The organism is Pseudomonas protegens (genome assembly GCF_003732485.1).
In the GTDB taxonomy this organism is placed as follows: domain Bacteria; phylum Pseudomonadota; class Gammaproteobacteria; order Pseudomonadales; family Pseudomonadaceae; genus Aquipseudomonas; species Aquipseudomonas protegens_B.
In genome coordinates this window covers 1-16390 of sequence record NZ_MOAK01000070.1, presented here as the reverse complement: position 1 = coordinate 16390, position 16390 = coordinate 1, and the positions used below count along the sequence as shown (strand labels likewise).

Annotated in this window: 14 protein-coding genes and 1 pseudogene; 4 read left to right on the top strand and 11 right to left on the bottom strand. The window is 62.4% G+C overall.

Features of this window, described 5'->3' with window-relative positions; all coding sequences use genetic code 11:
• Window positions 1-81 precede the first annotated feature (81 nt).
• Entirely contained in the window at window positions 82-1164 is a 1083-nt protein-coding gene (locus BLX41_RS17930) for a BMP family ABC transporter substrate-binding protein (protein WP_123725970.1), read from the bottom strand.
• A 326-nt stretch (window positions 1165-1490) separates the two neighbouring features.
• Here BLX41_RS17930 and BLX41_RS17920 point away from each other — a divergent pair, with 326 nt between their 5' ends.
• Window positions 1491-2579: a calcium:cation antiporter gene (locus BLX41_RS17920; protein ID WP_123725968.1), complete on the top strand. Its 1089-nt coding sequence runs from the start codon at window positions 1491-1493 to the stop codon at window positions 2577-2579.
• Here BLX41_RS17920 and BLX41_RS17915 read toward each other — a convergent pair.
• The 4 genes and pseudogenes from BLX41_RS17915 to BLX41_RS35640 form a co-directional block, all read right to left on the bottom strand.
• The gene (locus tag BLX41_RS17915) at window positions 2576-3583 is read right to left on the bottom strand and encodes a formylglycine-generating enzyme family protein (protein WP_123725967.1); all 1008 of its coding nucleotides are present in this window, start codon (window positions 3581-3583) and stop codon (window positions 2576-2578) included. The two genes, BLX41_RS17920 and BLX41_RS17915, sit on opposite strands and share 4 nt — an antisense overlap.
• Before the next feature lie 112 nt (window positions 3584-3695).
• On the bottom strand, window positions 3696-5054 hold the full coding sequence (locus tag BLX41_RS17910) for an 8-oxoguanine deaminase (RefSeq protein WP_123725966.1): 1359 nt from the start codon (window positions 5052-5054) through the stop codon (window positions 3696-3698).
• A gap of 204 nt (window positions 5055-5258) precedes the next feature.
• On the bottom strand, window positions 5259-5942 hold the full coding sequence (locus tag BLX41_RS17905; protein ID WP_123725965.1) for an SDR family oxidoreductase: 684 nt from the start codon (window positions 5940-5942) through the stop codon (window positions 5259-5261).
• A gap of 25 nt (window positions 5943-5967) precedes the next feature.
• Window positions 5968-6141 (bottom strand): annotated as a pseudogene (locus BLX41_RS35640) (MerR family transcriptional regulator); the annotation flags it as partial.
• 110 nt (window positions 6142-6251) lie between these two features.
• Between BLX41_RS35640 and BLX41_RS17895 the strand changes: the two are divergent.
• Window positions 6252-6683, top strand: a complete 432-nt coding sequence (locus BLX41_RS17895) for a hypothetical protein (protein ID WP_123725964.1) — start codon at window positions 6252-6254, stop codon at window positions 6681-6683.
• Here the strand turns inward: BLX41_RS17895 and BLX41_RS17890 are convergent.
• The 6 genes from BLX41_RS17890 to BLX41_RS17860 all read right to left on the bottom strand — a co-directional run bounded on the left by BLX41_RS17890 (window position 6680) and on the right by BLX41_RS17860 (window position 13204).
• Window positions 6680-7606 carry an ABC transporter permease gene (locus BLX41_RS17890; protein ID WP_123725963.1) on the bottom strand — a complete coding sequence of 309 codons (927 nt, stop codon included), beginning with the start codon at window positions 7604-7606 and terminating at the stop codon, window positions 6680-6682. The genes BLX41_RS17895 and BLX41_RS17890 overlap by 4 nt on opposite strands.
• Window positions 7606-8712 (bottom strand): ABC transporter permease, encoded by a 1107-nt coding sequence (locus BLX41_RS17885; protein WP_123725962.1) that lies wholly within the window; start codon window positions 8710-8712, stop codon window positions 7606-7608. The genes BLX41_RS17890 and BLX41_RS17885 overlap by 1 nt, the downstream gene beginning before the upstream one ends.
• An 11-nt stretch (window positions 8713-8723) precedes the next feature.
• The gene (locus BLX41_RS17880) at window positions 8724-10289 is read right to left on the bottom strand and encodes an ABC transporter ATP-binding protein (RefSeq protein ID WP_123725961.1); all 1566 of its coding nucleotides are present in this window, start codon (window positions 10287-10289) and stop codon (window positions 8724-8726) included.
• A 531-nt stretch (window positions 10290-10820) separates the two neighbouring features.
• The gene (locus BLX41_RS17875) at window positions 10821-11402 is read right to left on the bottom strand and encodes an IMPACT family protein (RefSeq protein WP_123725960.1); all 582 of its coding nucleotides are present in this window, start codon (window positions 11400-11402) and stop codon (window positions 10821-10823) included.
• A gap of 5 nt (window positions 11403-11407) precedes the next feature.
• Window positions 11408-12076 (bottom strand): TetR/AcrR family transcriptional regulator, encoded by a 669-nt coding sequence (locus tag BLX41_RS17870; RefSeq protein WP_123725959.1) that lies wholly within the window; start codon window positions 12074-12076, stop codon window positions 11408-11410.
• A gap of 207 nt (window positions 12077-12283) precedes the next feature.
• Window positions 12284-13204, bottom strand: a complete 921-nt coding sequence (locus BLX41_RS17860; RefSeq protein WP_123725957.1) for a LysR family transcriptional regulator — start codon at window positions 13202-13204, stop codon at window positions 12284-12286.
• Window positions 13205-13328: 124 nt separating this feature from the next.
• Here BLX41_RS17860 and aptA point away from each other — a divergent pair, with 124 nt between their 5' ends.
• Both aptA and BLX41_RS17850 read left to right on the top strand, forming a co-directional pair.
• The gene (aptA, locus tag BLX41_RS17855; RefSeq protein ID WP_123725956.1) at window positions 13329-14678 is read left to right on the top strand and encodes an omega-aminotransferase AptA; all 1350 of its coding nucleotides are present in this window, start codon (window positions 13329-13331) and stop codon (window positions 14676-14678) included.
• 73 nt (window positions 14679-14751) lie between these two features.
• Window positions 14752-16245, top strand: a complete 1494-nt coding sequence (locus tag BLX41_RS17850) for a CoA-acylating methylmalonate-semialdehyde dehydrogenase (RefSeq protein ID WP_123725955.1) — start codon at window positions 14752-14754, stop codon at window positions 16243-16245.
• The last annotated feature ends 145 nt before the right edge of the window (window positions 16246-16390 follow it).

Genomic DNA, 16390 nt, shown 5'->3' with positions numbered 1-16390 from the left:
TCGGCAGTTGATTCATGAAAATGCTCCCATCCTGTTGGCGGTCCGTCGTCGCTGGCGGTTGCTCCGACAGCGACGACCAGCTTATTTGGGGATGTCCGCCTGCAGGCCTTCGACGTAGTAGTTCATCGAGGCCAGTTCGGCATTGCTGGCGCTGACCCCCGCGGCGATTTTTTCTATCCCGGCCTGGTCCTTGATCGGGCCGGTGAACGGGTGGAACTCGCCACTCTTGATGCTGGCGATGATCTGCTCGGCCTCGGCTTTCACCGGGGCCGGCAGCAGGTCGCTGAGGGGCAGTTCAACCGTACCCTCTTTCAGACCGCCCCAGTAGTCCTGGGCTTTCCAGCTGTGGTCCAGCACCCCTTGCGTGGCCTGGATGTAATGGGGGGCCCAGTTGTTGACGATGGAGGTCAGCACCGCCTTGGGGCCGAAGTGGGCCATGTCCGAGGCGTAGCCCACGGCATAGACACCACGGCGTTCCGCCGCCTGGATCGGCGCCGGGCTGTCGGTGTGCTGGAAGATCACGTCGGCGCCCTGGTCGATCAGGGCATTGGCGGCGTCGGCTTCCTTGCCCGGATCGAACCAGGAGTTGACCCACACCACCTTGATCTCGGTGCCCGGGTTGTATTTGTTCAGGGCCAGTTGGATGGCGTTGATGTCGCGGATCACTTCCGGGATCGGAAAGGAGGCGACGTAGCCGATCTTCTTGGTCCTGGTCATCTTCGCCGCGAGGAAACCGCCGACATAACGCCCCTCGTAAGTGCGCGCCAGGTAGGTGCCGAGGTTCTTGTCCTGCTTGTAGCCGGTGGCGTGTTCGAAGGTCACCTTGGGAAACTGCCTGGCGACTTTCAGGGTGGGGTTCATGTAGCCGAAGGAGGTGGTGAAGATCAGGTCGTAATTGTCCTTGGCCATGTTGCGGATCACCCGCTCGGCGTCGGCGCCTTCGGCGACGTTTTCCACGTAGTTGGTCTTGATCTGCTCGCCGAACTTTTCCGCCAGCGCCTTGCGTCCCTGTTCATGCTGATAGGTCCAGCCGTGGTCGCCGATGGGGCCGATGTAGACGAAGCCGACCTTCAGCGGATCGGCAGCGCTGGCGGCGAGACTGGCACTCAGGCCGACGGCGGCGGCCAGGGCGCAGAGCAATTTGTGCAACGGGCGTGTGTGCATGAATTGGAGCTCCATCTTGTTGTCGGGGTTGGCTGGGGCGGCAAGCGCTGGAGGGCAATGCAAATAGCTGACCAACAGGACAACAAAGATGGCAGTTGCGCCGGCGAGGAGGTTTCTACGGGGGCTTTGGGGCGCGCTTTTCGCTGGCAAGCCAGCTCCTACAGGCACGGGTGTAGGAGCCGGCTTGCCGGCGAAGGGCTGTTCAAGTGCCATCCCGGTGCGCGGCGCCTGAGCCTGGTGCACTAACATGTAACAAAACGTTAGTGACTCGAAGCAGTCTTTCACTCATCTCCTGTACTCGTTTTTATTTCCGTCAAAGGACTGCAATGCTCACTTCCCTCAAGCAAGAAAAGTTTCTACTGCTTGCGCTATTGGCCGCCGTGGCCGCCTATCCCCTGGAACACCTGCTGCTGAGCAGCGGCCAAGGCATCGCGCTGATGGCCGGGCTGGTGCTGATCGGTTTCATCGTCATCGCCTCGATGCGCGTGGCCCACCACGCCGAACTGCTGGCGGAAAAGGTCGGTGACCCCTACGGCACCATGATCCTGACCCTGGCCGCAGTGCTGGTGGAGGTGGTGATCCTGGCGATCATGATGAGCAACGAAGCCTCGCCGACCCTGGTGCGCGACACCATCTATTCGGCGGTGATGCTGGACATCAACGGGATCCTCGGCCTGGCGGCGCTGATGGGCGGCATCAAGCATGGCGAGCAGCCCTATAACGATGACTCGGCGCGTACCTACAGCGTGATGATCCTCACCGCCATGGGCGTGTCGATGGTGGTGCCGGAGTTCATTCCAGAAGCCGACTGGAAGGTCTATTCAGCCTTCACCATTGGCGCCATGGTGGTGCTCTACACCTTGTTCTTGCGCATGCAGGTCGGGCCCCACAGTTACTTCTTCAGCTACAGCTACCCGCAAAAGCGTCGCAATAAAGAGGCGCAGGAACAGCCCGATGCCATCAACCTGAGCTGGAGCATCGGCATCCTGGTGTTTGGTGTGGTGGTGATCGGCGCCCTGGCCGAGGTGATGTCCACAACCCTGGACCTGGGCCTTGAAGGCACGGGAGCGCCGCCGGTGATCACGGCGATCCTGGTGGCGGCGATTTCTGCGGCGCCGGAGATTCTCACTGCGCTGCGCGCAGCCTTGGCCAACCGCATGCAGTCGGTGGTCAACGTGGCGTTGGGGGCCTCCTTGTCGACAGTGATCCTCACGGTGCCGGTGATGGAAGCCATGGCCCTGTACACCGGCCAGCCGTTCCAGATGGCCATGACGCCGGTGCAGACGGTGATGGTGTTCATCACCCTGATCGTCAGTGCGATCAACCTCAACGACGGTGAGACCAATGCCATCGAGGGCATGACTCACTTCGTGCTGTTTGCCACCTTCATCATGCTGTCGCTGCTGGGCCTTTAAAGCGGCTGGGCTGACTGGATGGCGCAGCGAAAGCTGACACCAGGGGCATTCCAGGCCGCCAGTGCCCCCCAACGCCAACGGCGCACGGTGCTGGCCGAAGGAGAAAAGGTCGGGTCGTTGGCAAACTTGTTGTTGGCGCCGCGTTGCGCCCGATAAATGCCTGTTTCAGGGCCTTGCGGGTTCTCCACGGGAGACTCGCGATAGTAGTGTTTATCGTACCAATCGTTGACCCATTCACTGGCATTGCCGGTGAGGTTGTAGAGGCCCAGCGGATTGGGCACAAACCTGTCCACGGCGAAGGTTTCGTTGTCGTCGGGAGCCGGAAAGTTGCGGCCGTAATCCAGATTGCCGTTGTCGGTCGCAAACATGACCGGCTGGCCACGGTTGCGCGCCGCATATTCCCATTGGGCCTCGGTCGGGAGATCGACGGGATAGCCGCTCAGTTCTGCCAGCCAGCCACAGTAATCCTTGGCCTCTTGCCATTCCCGTGAAGCCGGGGCGGGCAGGTTTTCCTGGTAGAGGTGCTTCATGTCGGCGCGGTTGCGCAATTTTGCGTCAAACGGCGGCTTGCCTTGCGCCAGGAAGAACAGATCGAAATCGCCCAACGTGGTTTGCAGCGAGGACAGGTAATAGCTGCTCAATTTGACGGGGTGAACGAAATCGTCATCGACGTCGAGGCTGATCCGGTCCATTTTTGCCGGGTCTACGCCGCAGGGCCATTGGCACAGGGCAAGTGGGTCGAAGTCATGGGGCCAACCGAAATCGCCCATCTGGAATTCGCCTCCTTCAATCAACACCATGTTGTCCATCGAGCGGACGACCGTGTTAAGCACGGCATCGCGGTTTTGCGGGGAAAGATCCGGGTATTTACGGCTGATGGTCGAAGCAATTCCTGCCACTTTTTCAGGTGACAGCACTTTGCTGGCGGGGCCCGCCACCTCCTGTTTCTCACAGCCTGAAATCAGCAGCGCGACGCAGAGCGCCAGTCCGTGCTTTTGCTTCACGTAGTGTCCCTATAACGGCTCGATTGAGGGCGGCAAACTAACATGTTTCCTCAATCCGATTGCGCTCGAAGCGCAGGCGAGGGAGCCGGTCCCTCGCCGTTGGAATCAGGGATCAGCTACCGGCGATCAGTTGCCGAGCAGCCTGGCTGTGATCGGCGATCAGGTTTTTCAGGTCCAGCCCTTCGACTTGACCATCAATCACCCGCCACTTGCCGCCAATCATGACCCGATCCGCCCGATCCGCGCCGCACAGCAGCAGCGCCGAAACCGGATCATGGCTACCCGAGAAGCGCAGTTCATCGAGCTTGAACAAGGCCAGATCCGCCTGCTTGCCCACCGCCAGTTCGCCGATGTCGGTACGGCCCAAGAGGCTGGCCGAGCCCCGGGTCGCCCAGCCCAATACGCGCTCCGGGGTGATCTTCTCGGCGCCGTAACGCAGACGCTGAATGTACAGCGCCTGGCGCGCTTCGAGGATCATGTTCGAGGCGTCATTGGAGGCCGAGCCATCCACGCCCAAGCCAAACGGCGCACCCGCATCGGTCAGCTCGATACTGGGGCAGATGCCGGAGGCCAGGCGCATGTTCGAACTCGGACAATGGCAGATGCCGGTGCCGGCGGCGCCCAGGCGGGCAATTTCATCCGGGTTGAAGTGGATGCCGTGGGCCAGCCAGGTACGCGGACCGAGCCAGCCGACGCTGTCCAGATAATCCACGGTACGCAGGCCGAAGCGCTGCAGGCAGAAATCTTCTTCGTCGAGGGTCTCGGCGAGGTGAGTGTGCAGGCGCACATCAAGTCCGTTGGCCAGTTCGGCGCTGGCCGACATGATTTCCGGGGTCACCGAGAACGGCGAGCACGGCGCCAGGGCGATCTGAATTTGCGCGCCGTCGCCACGCTCGTGGTACTCGTGAATCAGGCGCTGACTGTCGTCGAGAATCACCTGGCCTTCCTGCACGGTCTGTTGCGGTGGCAGGCCGCCGTCCTTTTCGCCAAGGCTCATCGAACCGCGGGTGAGCATGGCGCGCATGCCCAGTTCACGCACGCTTTCGACCTGCACATCGATGGCGTTTTCCAGACCGTCCGGGAACAGATAGTGATGGTCGGCGGCGGTGGTGCAACCGGAGAGCAGCAGTTCGGCCAGCGCCACTTTGGTCGCCAGGGCGAGTTTTTCCGGGGTCAGCCGGGCCCAGACCGGGTACAGGGTCTTCAGCCAGGGGAACAGCGGTTGGTTGACCACCGGCGCCCAGGCCCGGGTCAGGGTTTGATAGAAGTGATGGTGGGTGTTGATCAGGCCCGGCAGCAGCACGTGCTCGCGGGCATCGAAGACCTGCTGGCAAGGACTCGCAGGCTGTTGGCCGAGGCCCAGCACTTCAACGATCAGACCGTCTTGCACGACCAGGCCGCCACGGGCGTCGAGGGCATTGCCGGTGAAGATGGCCAGGGGATTTTTTAACCAGGTACGGGTCGCAGGCATGGTGGCCGGCTCCTCTGAAAGTGGGTTCAGGTTAGCCAGCTCAGTGTTGCCCTGTCTGCTGATCCAGGGTCGCCGCGAGGGGCGAGGTGCGCAGTCTAGCGAAAGATGTGCCGGGGGACAAAACTTGGATTTTGCCCCCCGTTCCAGAGCCTTCGCCGCTCTGTGCAAGTGCTGCCTGGGGCAGCCACTGCAGAGGTTGCGGGTTTACCAGGGGATGGTTTCGCCCTTGTAGTTGATGAAGTGATGGCCGCCCTTGCCGGTGTAGGCGTTGACCTGGGCGATCAGCCCACGGGTACTGGTTTGCACGTCGATGTCGGCGCCTTCGCCGCCCATGTCGGTCTTCACCCAGCCCGGATGCAGGGAGAGTACGGTCAGCTTCTGTTCCAGCTGGGTCACGAAGCTGTTGGTCATGGAGTTCAGCGCGGCCTTGCTGGCTTTGTACAGGGCCAGCTCCGGGGCGTCCGGCATGGTCACGCTGCCCAGCACCGAACTCATGAACGCCAGTACGCCGCTGTCCTTGCGGATCTGCCCGACAAAACGCTGGGCCAGGTTGATCGGCGCCACCGCGTTGGTGAAGAACAACTGGCCGACTTCGGCCTGGGTCGCGTGGCCCGGCAGCTGGTTGTCCGGGCCCTTGACCCCGGCATTGACGAACAGCAGGTCGAACACTTGATCCTTGAGCTTCTGGCTGAGGGCGATCACCGCTTGCTGATCGTCCATGTCCAGTTGTTCGATCTGCACCTTGCCCAGGGCTTGCAGGGCCTCGGCCTTGTGCGGGTTGCGTACGGTGGCAGTGACTTGCCAGCCGTCTTCCAGCAGGCGTTGTACCAGGCCGAGGCCCAGGCCCCGGGAGGCGCCGATGATCAGTGCGGTTTTTGCCGTGGACATGATGAGGTTCCTTGATAAATGAGGATCACGGATGCAATGGACAGGCTTGCCCGAGCCGTTGTTGCAGCTCCTGGCGCAAGTGGCTCAATTCAGTGATGCGGGTTTCGATCAGGGGCAGTTTGTCTAGCAGCAGCCGGGTTACGGCCTGAACCGTATCGGCACTCTGCCACAGAGCGCCGACACTGCTGCCAATCCGCCCAGGCTTCGGCCTGTTCTCCAATGCGCATGTGCAGGCCTTGAAAGGGCTTGACCCTGGAGCATACTCGAGGCTTTAGCCTGCGCGCTCCTTGATTCTATGGAGCAGCATTTATGTGGACGAGCGAACAGTATCGAACATTGGTCCGGGCCGGCGGCTGGTACGACTTGCTGGTGACGCTGGCCTTCGTCACCCCCTGGAGTTTCATGGCTTTGCATGGGCTGATGCAGGGCTGGGCCCTGCACCTGCCGGGGAGCCTGCCGCCGTTCGAGCCGATGCACCTGCTGATGGCCAACCTGATGGGCTCGATTGTCTGTGTGTGGTCGGTGCTGCGGATTCGTGATCCGCAGCAGGCGTTTGGTCGTTATGACGCAGTGGGGCGCATCCTGTTTGCCACCTGGCAGGTGTATGCCTTGATGCACGGCGCTACAGCGTTGATCGGGGTGATTCTGTTTTTCGAGCTTGCCTGGTGCGTGGCGCAGCTGTGGCCGGTGAAAGACTTCTCCGGCAAGCCGATGCCTGCGGGGGTCGTGGCGGTCATTTAGTGCCCCGCCTGCCACGGCTGGCCCAGGGAGACCGGTGCGTACAGGCGGGTGCGCAAGGCGTCTCGGGACAACAGCACCAGCACCAGGATGGTGGCGGCATAGGGCAGCATCGCCAGCAGGTTGGACGGTATCGCCAGCCCCAGGCCCTGGGCCACCAGATGCAGGATGCTCGCCAGGCCGAACAGGTAGGCGCCGAGTAACAGTCGCCACACGCGCCAACTGGCGAACACCACCAGGGCCAGGGCAATCCAGCCGCGGCCGGCGCTCATGTTCTCGGCCCACATCGGGGTGTAGGCCAGGGACAGGTAGGCCCCGGCCAGCCCGGCCATGGCACCGCCGAACAGTACCGCGAGCGTGCGCACTCGCAGCACCGGCAGGCCCATGGCGCTGGCGGCGTCGGGGTTTTCGCCGACGGCCTGGATGATCAGGCCGACCCGGCTCTTGAGAATCGCCCTGGCCACCACGGCGAACAGCGCGAACGACAAGTACACCAGCAGATCCTGGGCAAACAGCATGTGGCCGATCAGCGGGATGTCGCTGAGCAATGGCAGCGCCAGAGGCTCGAACCCGGCCAGCGGCTTGCCGACCCAGGCCGCGCCGACAAAGCTCGACAGGCCGACGCCAAAAATAGTCAGGGCCAGGCCCGTGGCCACCTGATTGGCGTTGAACACCAGGGCCACCAGGGCAAACAGCGCCGAGAGCAGCATTCCCGCCGCCATTGCCAGCAGCACGCCAAGCCACAGATGGCCGCTGTTGAGGGCGACGATAAAACCTATCACTGCGCCAAACAGCATCATGCCTTCCTGACCGAGGTTGAGGACGCCGGTCTTTTCACAGATCAGTTCCCCCAGGGCCACCAGCAACAAGGGCGTACCGCAGCGCACCATGGCGTAGAGAATATTGCTCAGCAGATCGATATCCATCACAGGGCTCCGGCGGTAGCGGCGGTGGTGGCGTCACGGCGCGCCCAGCGCAGGTTCAGGCGCGGCCGATAGAGAATCAGCACGTCGCTGGCCAGGAGGAAGAACAGCATCATGCCCTGGAACAGTTGGGTGATGGCCTGGGGCAGGTTGAGGCTCATCTGCGCGCTTTCGCCACCGATGTAGAGCAGGGCCATCAGCAGGCTGGAGAACAGGATGCCGATGGGGTTCAAGCGTCCCAGAAAAGCCACGGTGATCGCCGCGTAGCCATAGCCGGGGGACACTTGTGGCACCAGTTGGCCGATGGGACCGGTGACCTCACAGACACCGGCCAAACCCGCCAGCGCACCGCTGATCAACAATGCCAGCCAGATCAGACGCTGCTGGCGAAAGCCGACGAAACCCGCGGCGCGCGAGTCCAGGCCGAGGACCTTGATCTGGAAACCGACAAAGCTTTTCTGCAGCAGCACCCAGACCGCTACCAGGGCCAGCAGGGCGAAATACACCCCGGCGTGGACCCGACCGTCCTCCGTCAACAGCGGCAGGCGGCTGGCGTCGCCGAACATCGCCGACTCGGGAAAGTTGAACCCGGCGGGGTCCTTCAACGGGCCGTGCACGCAGTACAGCAACAGGTTCAGGGCGATGTAGTTGAGCATGATGCTGGTGAGGATTTCGTTGGCGTTGAAGCGTGTGCGCAACCAGGCGGTGAGCCCGGCCCAGGCGGCACCGGCCAGGGTGCCGATGAGCAGGATCAGTACCAGCGCCCAGCGGCTTTGTAGCTCGATGAGGTTGACCGCCAGGGCGCTGCCGGCCAGGGCCCCGAGCAGCAGTTGGCCTTCGGCGCCGATGTTCCAGATGCGGGCCCGGTAGGCCACTGCCAGGCCCAGGGCGCAGAGCAGGATCGGCAGCGCCTTGACCAGCAGTTCCGAGACGCCATACAGGTCGCTGACCGGGGCGATCAGCAAGGTGTGCAGGGTCAGCAGCGGGTCATGTCCCAGGGCCACGAACAGCAGGGCACCACAGCTCAGGGTCAGCAGCGCGGCAAGAAGGGGGGAGCACCAGAGCATCAGGCGCGATTGCCGGCCGCGAGGTTCGAGTGAAAGCAGCATGGACGACTCCGTTAAACCGCCGGGGCGGGGGCAGAAGGGACGGCTTCGAAGTGGCCGGCCATCCAGGCGCCGACTTCGACCAATGAGGTGTCGGCACAGGCTTTGGGCGCCGAGAGACGACCGCCGCAGAGGGCGGCAATGCGATCGCTGATCTGCAGCAACTCATCCAGGTCTTCGGAGATCACCAGGATCGCCGCACCGGCATCACGCAGGGCGATCAATGCCCGGTGAATAGTGGCTGCGGCCCCCACGTCGACGCCCCAGGTCGGGTGCGCGGCGATCAGCAAGCGCGGTTGCTGGAGGATCTCGCGGCCGAGGATGAATTTCTGCAGATTGCCGCCAGACAGGCTGCGGGCCGGGCTCTGGGCGTCAGCGGTCTTGACCCCGAAGCGCTGGATGATGGTCTCGGCCAGGGCGCGGACCTTGGCTCTTTGAATCAGGCCATTGCGTATCAGCCCCTGTTGAAAGGCAGTGAGCAGTGCGTTGTCTTCCAGGCTCAGTTCCGGTACGGCACCTTGCCCCAAGCGTTCGGCGGGGACGAAGGCCAGCCCCCTTTGGCGTCGGGCATCGGGGTATAGATGGCCGACGGCCTGGCCGGCCAGGCAGATGCGTTGGGCCTCGCCGGGAGCCAGGCGTTGCTCGCCGCTGAGCAGGGCCAGCAGTTCGTCCTGGCCATTGCCGGCGACCCCGGCGATGCCGACGATTTCACCACTGCGCAGGCTCAGGTCGATGGTCTTGAGGGAGCAGCCGAAGGGATCGGGGTTGTGCCAGCTCAACTCGCGGATCTGCAGGAATTCGGCGCCGCCGCTGACCTTGGGGTAGTCGGTAAGCAGGGCCGCTGCGTCACCCACCATCAGTCGCGCCAGTTCCTGGTTCGAGCATTCGGCCGGCCGACAGTGCCCGGCCACCCGGCCGCCCCGCAGTACTGTGGCGCTGTGGCACAGAGCGCGGACTTCGGCGAGCTTGTGGCTGATGAACAGGATGCTGCAGCCCTCGGCAGCCAGCCGGCGCAGAGTGATGAACAGCTCTTCGGCCTCTTGCGGGGTCAGCACTGAGGTGGGTTCGTCGAGGATCAACAGGCGGATGTCCTGCATCAGGCAGCGCACGATCTCCACTCGTTGGCGCTCGCCGATGGACAGGCTGTGCACCAGGCGCTGGGGTTCCAGGGCCATGCCGTAGCGCTGGGACACTTCGCGGATCTTGCCTTCCAGCTGGCTTGGCGTGCCGGCCGCCGCGCCCATGGCCAGGGCGATGTTTTGCGCGACGCTGAGGGTTTCGAACAATGAGAAATGCTGGAACACCATGCCGATCCCCAGGCCGCGAGCCTGGGCCGGGCTGCTGATGAGCTGGCGCCGGCCTTGCCAGATCAACTCCCCCGAGTCGGCCTGGATCACCCCATAGATGATCTTCATCAAGGTGCTTTTGCCGGCGCCGTTCTCGCCGAGCAGGGCCTGGATTTCACCGGGGGCGATGCACAGGTCGATGGCGTCGTTGGCCAGGCAACCGGGATAGCGCTTGCTGATCTGACGCAGTTGCAGGCGCGGTGTTTGCCCGATGGGCACAGCGGGATTTGGCATGACAGGCTCGGGGGATTGGAGGTGTTTCTGTGGATAAAGCAATTTCCTGGCCAGTAGGTCAGGAAAGCTCAAACGCTGCCCTGGATTGCACCTTGAACTGTCGGAGGAGGCGGATGCCGGGCACCACATCGGGGCAAAGTGTTTGAAAGGGCTCTGTTTTTGTCCGCGATAACCTGAGCAAAAAATGACCAGTGGCCTGCAGGCCCTGTGCAATCAGCGGCTGGGGCAGCCTTGCACGGGTTATCCACAGCTTGCTCCACAGTAATTGTGTGCAAGCCTGGAACTTGGGCATAAGCCCGGCGGCCTTGCCTTCCAACCGCGATAAACCACTCTAACTTGCTGTTTTACGTTGCAAAAAAGTCCACTGGCAGAACTTTGGACAAAAAATGAACAAAGCCGGCAAAGCCACGTTACAGAAGGGTTACAGCGCTATGTGCTCAGGTTATCCACAGTCGGGTGCACAGCAGATGTGGGCAACTGCGGGAGGCTCTGCCGGGTTATGCACAAGGTGCTCGGGCCGGGTTGGTGCGCTCAGCGCTGCAAGAGGATGCGTCCGCGGCTGAGGTCGGCCAACTGCTGTTGCAGGGTATCGATCTGCTCTTCGCCCAGGGCCAGTTGCAACTCCACGCCATTGGCGGTGAAGTCTTCCTCGACCAGCAAGCCGCCCAGTTCGGCGACCCGCAATTTGACCGGTGCCAGCTCGCTGAAACTGCAGGCGCAGCGCAGCGGTACGCGGTTGACCAGGGCGATGCGCTCGGCGCCTTGCAGGCATTTGTTGGCACCGCCGCCGTATGCCCGGGCCAGGCCACCGGTGCCCAGCTGGATGCCGCCGTACCAGCGGATCACCAGCACGGCCACCTGATCGCAGTCCTGGGCCTCGATGGCCGCGAGGATCGGCCGTCCGGCGGTGCCGCCGGGCTCGCCGTCGTCGTTGCTGCGGTACTGATCGGCCAGCTTCCACGCCCAGCAGTTGTGGGAGGCGTTGACGTCGCTGTGCTGCTGGATGAAGGCTTGGGCCTCGGCCGCGCTGGTGATGGGCGCGGCGAAGGTGATGAAGCGGCTTTTGCGAATCTCTTCGCGGTACTCGCAAAGGCCGGCCAGGGTAAAGGGCATGAGCGTCAGTCTTTCTGGGCGGGAGTCAGGCCACAGCCTTTGAGGATGATGCGGATCAGGTTGTTGCCGGCCTCTTCGAAATCCTGCTTGGTCAGGCGGCTGCGCCCGGTGACGCGGCAGATCTGGGTGGCGAAGTCGGCGTAGTGCTGGGTGCTGCCCCAGAGCAGGAAGATCAAGTGCACCGGGTCAACCGGGTCCATCTTGCCGGCGTCGATCCAGGCCTGGAATACATTGGCCCGGCCTTGGAACCAGGCGCGGTAGTCCTGGCTGAAGTATTCGCTCAGGCATTCGCCGCCACTGATGATTTCCATGGCGAAGATCCGCGAGGCCTGGGGCTGACGGCGGGAAAATTCCATCTTGGCGCGGATATAGCGAGTCAGGGCCTCGGCCGGGTCATCCTCTGCAGTGAGGGTGTTGAAGGTGCTGTCCCAGAGTTCGAGGATGTTGCTCAGTACCGCGATGTACAGCCCCAGCTTGTTGGTGAAGTAGTAATGCAGGTTGGCCTTGGGCAGTCCGGCCTTCTGCGCGATGGTGTTCATGCTGGTGCCTTTGAAGCCGTGACGGGCGAACTCGTCCTCGGCGGCCTGGATGATGGCCTCTTCATTCTTCTGCCGAATGCGGCTGGCGGGTTTGCCGGGGTGAGGAGCGCTGTGGGCGGGGACTTCAAAGGTCATGGAGGTTTCCGAGCAAGTCTGTGGGTGCTACCTGTGCGTTGATAGCGCACCCAGGTTGATCAGACAAGCCTTGGCACGACAAAAGCTTCAGTGGGCCTTCAGGCTGTGGTTTTCCGGCGCCGGATTTATGTCGTTTGGCAGGCTTTTACCCTCCGGCAGCAGCAGGCACATCAGCAGGGCGGTGATGGACCTTGATCAGGCTGATTCTTAGCGGGTCGCCGCCAGGCTCTCCAGGAAGCTTTCCAGCACCAAGTGGGGGCGCCGGCCCTTGCGCGTGACCGATGCCAGGCTCAGGTCATAGAAGCGGGATGTGGGCTTGAGCGCGCGCAGCCGACCCTGCTGCACCCAGAGGGCGGCGTAATGGTCAGGGAGGTAGCCAATATAGCGTCCGGTGAGGATCAGGAAGGCCATGCCTTCGCGGTCGGATGCGCTGGCGGTGCAGTTCAAGGCCTGGTAGTGGGCCTGGATTTCCGCGGGCAGGCGGAAGGTCGGGGCAATGGCGTCCTGGTCATTGAGGCGCTGATCGTCCAGTTGCTTGTCGTCCACGTAGAACAGGGGATGACCCACCGCGCAGTACAGCAACGAACGTTCGTCATACAGCGGCTGATACTCCAATCCGGACAGGGCGCTGGCCTGGGGCACCACGCCGACGTGCAGACGACCGTCGAGTACCCCTTGTTCGACTTCGTTGGGGGCGATCATGCGGATCTGGATCTGTACGTCCGGGCCGCGCTCCTTCAATTGTGCCAGGGCGTGGGTGATGCGCATGTGGGGCAGGGTCACCAGGTTGTCGGTGAGGCCGATGATCAATTCGCCCCGCAGGTGGCGGTGCAGGCCGTTGACCTCGGTGCGAAAACTCTCCAGGGCGCTGAGCAGTTGCAGGCTCGACTGGTAGACCTCGCGGCCTTCTTCAGTGAGGGAGAAGCCGGCGCGTCCACGTTGGCACAGGCGCAGGCCGACCCGCTGCTCCAGGTCGCTCATCTGTTGGCTGATGGCCGAGCGGCCAATGCCGAGCACGGTCTCTGCGGCGGAGAAACCACCGCATTCCACCACGCTGCGAAAGATCCGCAGCAGGCGGATATCAAAGTCGCTGACTTGCGCCAGCGGGTCGGCTCGACGGCTGCTCATAGTTTAGTGGGTGCCAGACTGAAGGTTATTAAAGTTGGATTTCACCGACTTTATAGCCGTGGCAACTTAGCCGCAACAACGCTTTTATTCCTACGCCGCTTCATTGCCTTGCGAGGTTCTGCTCATGAACATGCCGGAAACCGCTCCTCAGTCCCTGGCCAGTCAGCTCAAGCTTGACGCTCACTGGATGCCCTACACCGCCAACCGCAATTTCCAGCGTGACCCGCGCCTGATCGTCGGTGCCGAAGGCAGTTGGCTGGTGGATGACAAGGGCCGCAAGATCTATGACTCGCTGTCCGGTCTGTGGACCTGCGGCGCCGGTCACTCGCGCAAGGAGATCCAGGAAGCGGTCGCCAAGCAGTTGGGCACCCTGGACTATTCCCCGGGCTTCCAATATGGCCACCCGCTGTCGTTCCAGCTGGCCGAGAAGATCACCGACCTGACTCCGGGTAACCTGAACCACGTGTTCTTCACTGACTCCGGCTCCGAGTGCGCCGATACCGCAGTGAAGATGGTGCGCGCCTACTGGCGCCTGAAAGGCCAGTCGACCAAGACCAAGATGATCGGTCGTGCCCGTGGCTACCACGGGGTGAACATCGCCGGCACCAGCCTCGGTGGCGTCAACGGCAACCGCAAGCTGTTCGGCCAGGCGATGATGGATGTCGATCACCTGCCCCATACCCTGCTGGCCAGCAACGCCTATTCCCGTGGCATGCCGGAGCAGGGCGGTATCGCTCTGGCCGATGAACTGCTGAAACTGATCGAACTGCATGACGCTTCCAACATTGCTGCGGTCTTCGTCGAGCCTCTGGCCGGCTCCGCTGGCGTGCTGGTGCCGCCACAGGGTTACCTCAAGCGCCTGCGGGAAATCTGCGACCAGCACAACATCCTGCTGGTGTTCGACGAAGTGATCACCGGCTTCGGCCGTACCGGAGCCATGTTCGGCGCTGACAGCTTCGGCGTGACGCCGGATCTGATGTGCGTGGCCAAGCAGGTCACCAACGGCGCGATTCCGATGGGCGCGGTGATTGCCAGCTCCGAGATCTATCAGACCTTCATGAACCAGGCGACGCCTGAGTACGCGGTGGAGTTCCCCCACGGCTACACCTATTCGGCGCACCCGGTGGCTTGTGCGGCGGGCCTGGCGGCACTGGACTTGCTGCAGAAGGAAAACCTGGTGCAGAGCGTGGCTGACGTCGCTCCGCATTTCGAGAATGCGTTGCACGGCATCAAGGGTGCGAAGAACGTGATCGACATCCGTAACTTCGGCCTGGCCGGTGCGATCCAGATCGCGGCTCGGGACGGTGATGCAATCGTGCGTCCATTCGAGGCTGGCATGGCCTTGTGGAAAGCCGGTTTCTACGTGCGTTTCGGTGGCGACACCCTGCAGTTCGGCCCAACCTTCAATAGCAAGCCGCAGGACCTCGATCGTCTGTTCGATGCAGTTGGCGAAGTGCTGAACAAGCTCGACTGATTCGATCCTTCTTATATAGAAGCGGGCGTGAAGTGTTTCGCGCCTGCGCCTTCCCTTTTTCAGGAGTCCCCGCATGAGTCTGATTCAACACCTGATCCACGGCGAGCTGGTAAGCGACAACGGTCGCAGCACTGACGTCTTCAACCCGTCCACGGGCAAGGCGATCCACAAGGTCCCGCTGGCCAGTCGTGAAACCATTCAACAGGCCATCGACTCTGCCAAATCTGCATTCCCGGCCTGGCGCAATACGCCACCGGCCAAACGTGCCCAGGTGATGTTCCGCTTCAAGCAACTGCTGGAGCAGAACGAGGCGCGCATTGCCCAACTGATCAGCGAAGAACACGGCAAGACTCTGGAAGACGCCGCGGGTGAATTGAAGCGCGGTATCGAGAACGTCGAGTACGCCTGTGCTGCGCCGGAAATCCTCAAGGGCGAATATAGTCGCAATGTCGGCCCGAACATCGATGCCTGGTCCGACTTCCAGCCGTTGGGCGTGGTGGCGGGTATCACCCCGTTCAACTTCCCGGCGATGGTGCCGCTGTGGATGTACCCGCTGGCGATCGCTTGCGGTAACTGCTTCATCCTCAAGCCTTCCGAGCGCGATCCAAGCTCTACCTTGTTGATCGCCGAGCTGCTGCATGAAGCGGGTCTGCCCAAGGGCGTGCTGAACGTGGTGCACGGCGACAAGACTGCCGTGGATGCGCTGATTGAGGCTCCGGAAGTCAAGGCGTTGAGCTTTGTCGGTTCGACTCCGATTGCCGAGTACATCTATGCCGAAGGCACCAAGCGCGGCAAACGCGTCCAGGCACTGGGCGGGGCGAAGAACCACGCGGTGCTGATGCCGGATGCCGACCTGGATAATGCAGTCAGCGCTCTGATGGGGGCTGCCTATGGTTCTTGCGGTGAGCGTTGCATGGCGATCTCGGTAGCCGTGTGCGTGGGCGACCAGGTGGCCGATGCACTGGTGGCCAAGCTGGTGCCACAGATCAAGGCGCTGAAGATTGGTGCCGGTACTTCCTGTGGCCTGGACATGGGGCCGTTGGTTACCGCCCAGGCGCGTGACAAGGTCAGTGGTTATGTAGAAGACGGCGTGGCCGCAGGTGCGCAACTGGTGGTGGACGGTCGTGGCCTGAGCGTGGCCGGTCATGAAGACGGCTTCTTCCTCGGTGGCTGCCTGTTCGACCGCGTTACCCCGCAGATGCGCATCTATAAGGAAGAGATCTTCGGGCCGGTGCTGTGCATCGTCCGGGTCAACAGCCTGGAGGAGGCCATGCAACTGATCAACGATCACGAGTACGGCAACGGTACCTGCATCTTTACCCGTGACGGTGAAGCGGCACGTCTGTTCTGCGACGAGATCGAAGTGGGCATGGTGGGCGTCAACGTGCCGCTGCCGGTACCTGTGGCCTATCACAGCTTCGGTGGCTGGAAGCGTTCACTGTTCGGTGACCTGCATGCCTACGGTCCCGATGGTGTGCGTTTCTATACCCGTCGCAAGGCGATCACCCAGCGCTGGCCGCAACGCGCCAGCCACGAAGCCTCGCAGTTCGCCTTCCCTAGCCTGTAAGAGTGAAGCGATAAAGGCCGGCCCCTTGGGGCCGGCCTTTGCTTTTATGGGCTTTTCTGACCGATATGACAGATTTATGAAAATAACTGTTGACGGCAGATTCTACAGGTCTATAATTCGCCCCACTTCCGGCGCAGTCGAAACG

Excerpts from the sequence above, each read along its gene's own strand:
- BLX41_RS17930 (WP_123725970.1), bottom strand. The coding sequence starts at position 1,164 with ATGCACACACGCCCGTTGCACAAATTGCTCTGCGCCCTGGCCGCCGCC.
- BLX41_RS17920 (WP_123725968.1), top strand. The coding sequence starts at position 1,491 with ATGCTCACTTCCCTCAAGCAAGAAAAGTTTCTACTGCTTGCGCTATTG.
- BLX41_RS17910 (WP_123725966.1), bottom strand. The coding sequence starts at position 5,054 with ATGCCTGCGACCCGTACCTGGTTAAAAAATCCCCTGGCCATCTTCACC.
- BLX41_RS17905 (WP_123725965.1), bottom strand. The coding sequence starts at position 5,942 with ATGTCCACGGCAAAAACCGCACTGATCATCGGCGCCTCCCGGGGCCTG.
- BLX41_RS17895 (WP_123725964.1), top strand. The coding sequence starts at position 6,252 with ATGTGGACGAGCGAACAGTATCGAACATTGGTCCGGGCCGGCGGCTGG.
- BLX41_RS17890 (WP_123725963.1), bottom strand. The coding sequence starts at position 7,606 with ATGGATATCGATCTGCTGAGCAATATTCTCTACGCCATGGTGCGCTGC.
- BLX41_RS17885 (WP_123725962.1), bottom strand. The coding sequence starts at position 8,712 with ATGCTGCTTTCACTCGAACCTCGCGGCCGGCAATCGCGCCTGATGCTC.
- BLX41_RS17880 (WP_123725961.1), bottom strand. The coding sequence starts at position 10,289 with ATGCCAAATCCCGCTGTGCCCATCGGGCAAACACCGCGCCTGCAACTG.
- BLX41_RS17875 (WP_123725960.1), bottom strand. The coding sequence starts at position 11,402 with ATGCCCTTTACCCTGGCCGGCCTTTGCGAGTACCGCGAAGAGATTCGC.
- BLX41_RS17870 (WP_123725959.1), bottom strand. The coding sequence starts at position 12,076 with ATGACCTTTGAAGTCCCCGCCCACAGCGCTCCTCACCCCGGCAAACCC.
- BLX41_RS17860 (WP_123725957.1), bottom strand. The coding sequence starts at position 13,204 with ATGAGCAGCCGTCGAGCCGACCCGCTGGCGCAAGTCAGCGACTTTGAT.
- aptA (WP_123725956.1), top strand. The coding sequence starts at position 13,329 with ATGAACATGCCGGAAACCGCTCCTCAGTCCCTGGCCAGTCAGCTCAAG.
- BLX41_RS17850 (WP_123725955.1), top strand. The coding sequence starts at position 14,752 with ATGAGTCTGATTCAACACCTGATCCACGGCGAGCTGGTAAGCGACAAC.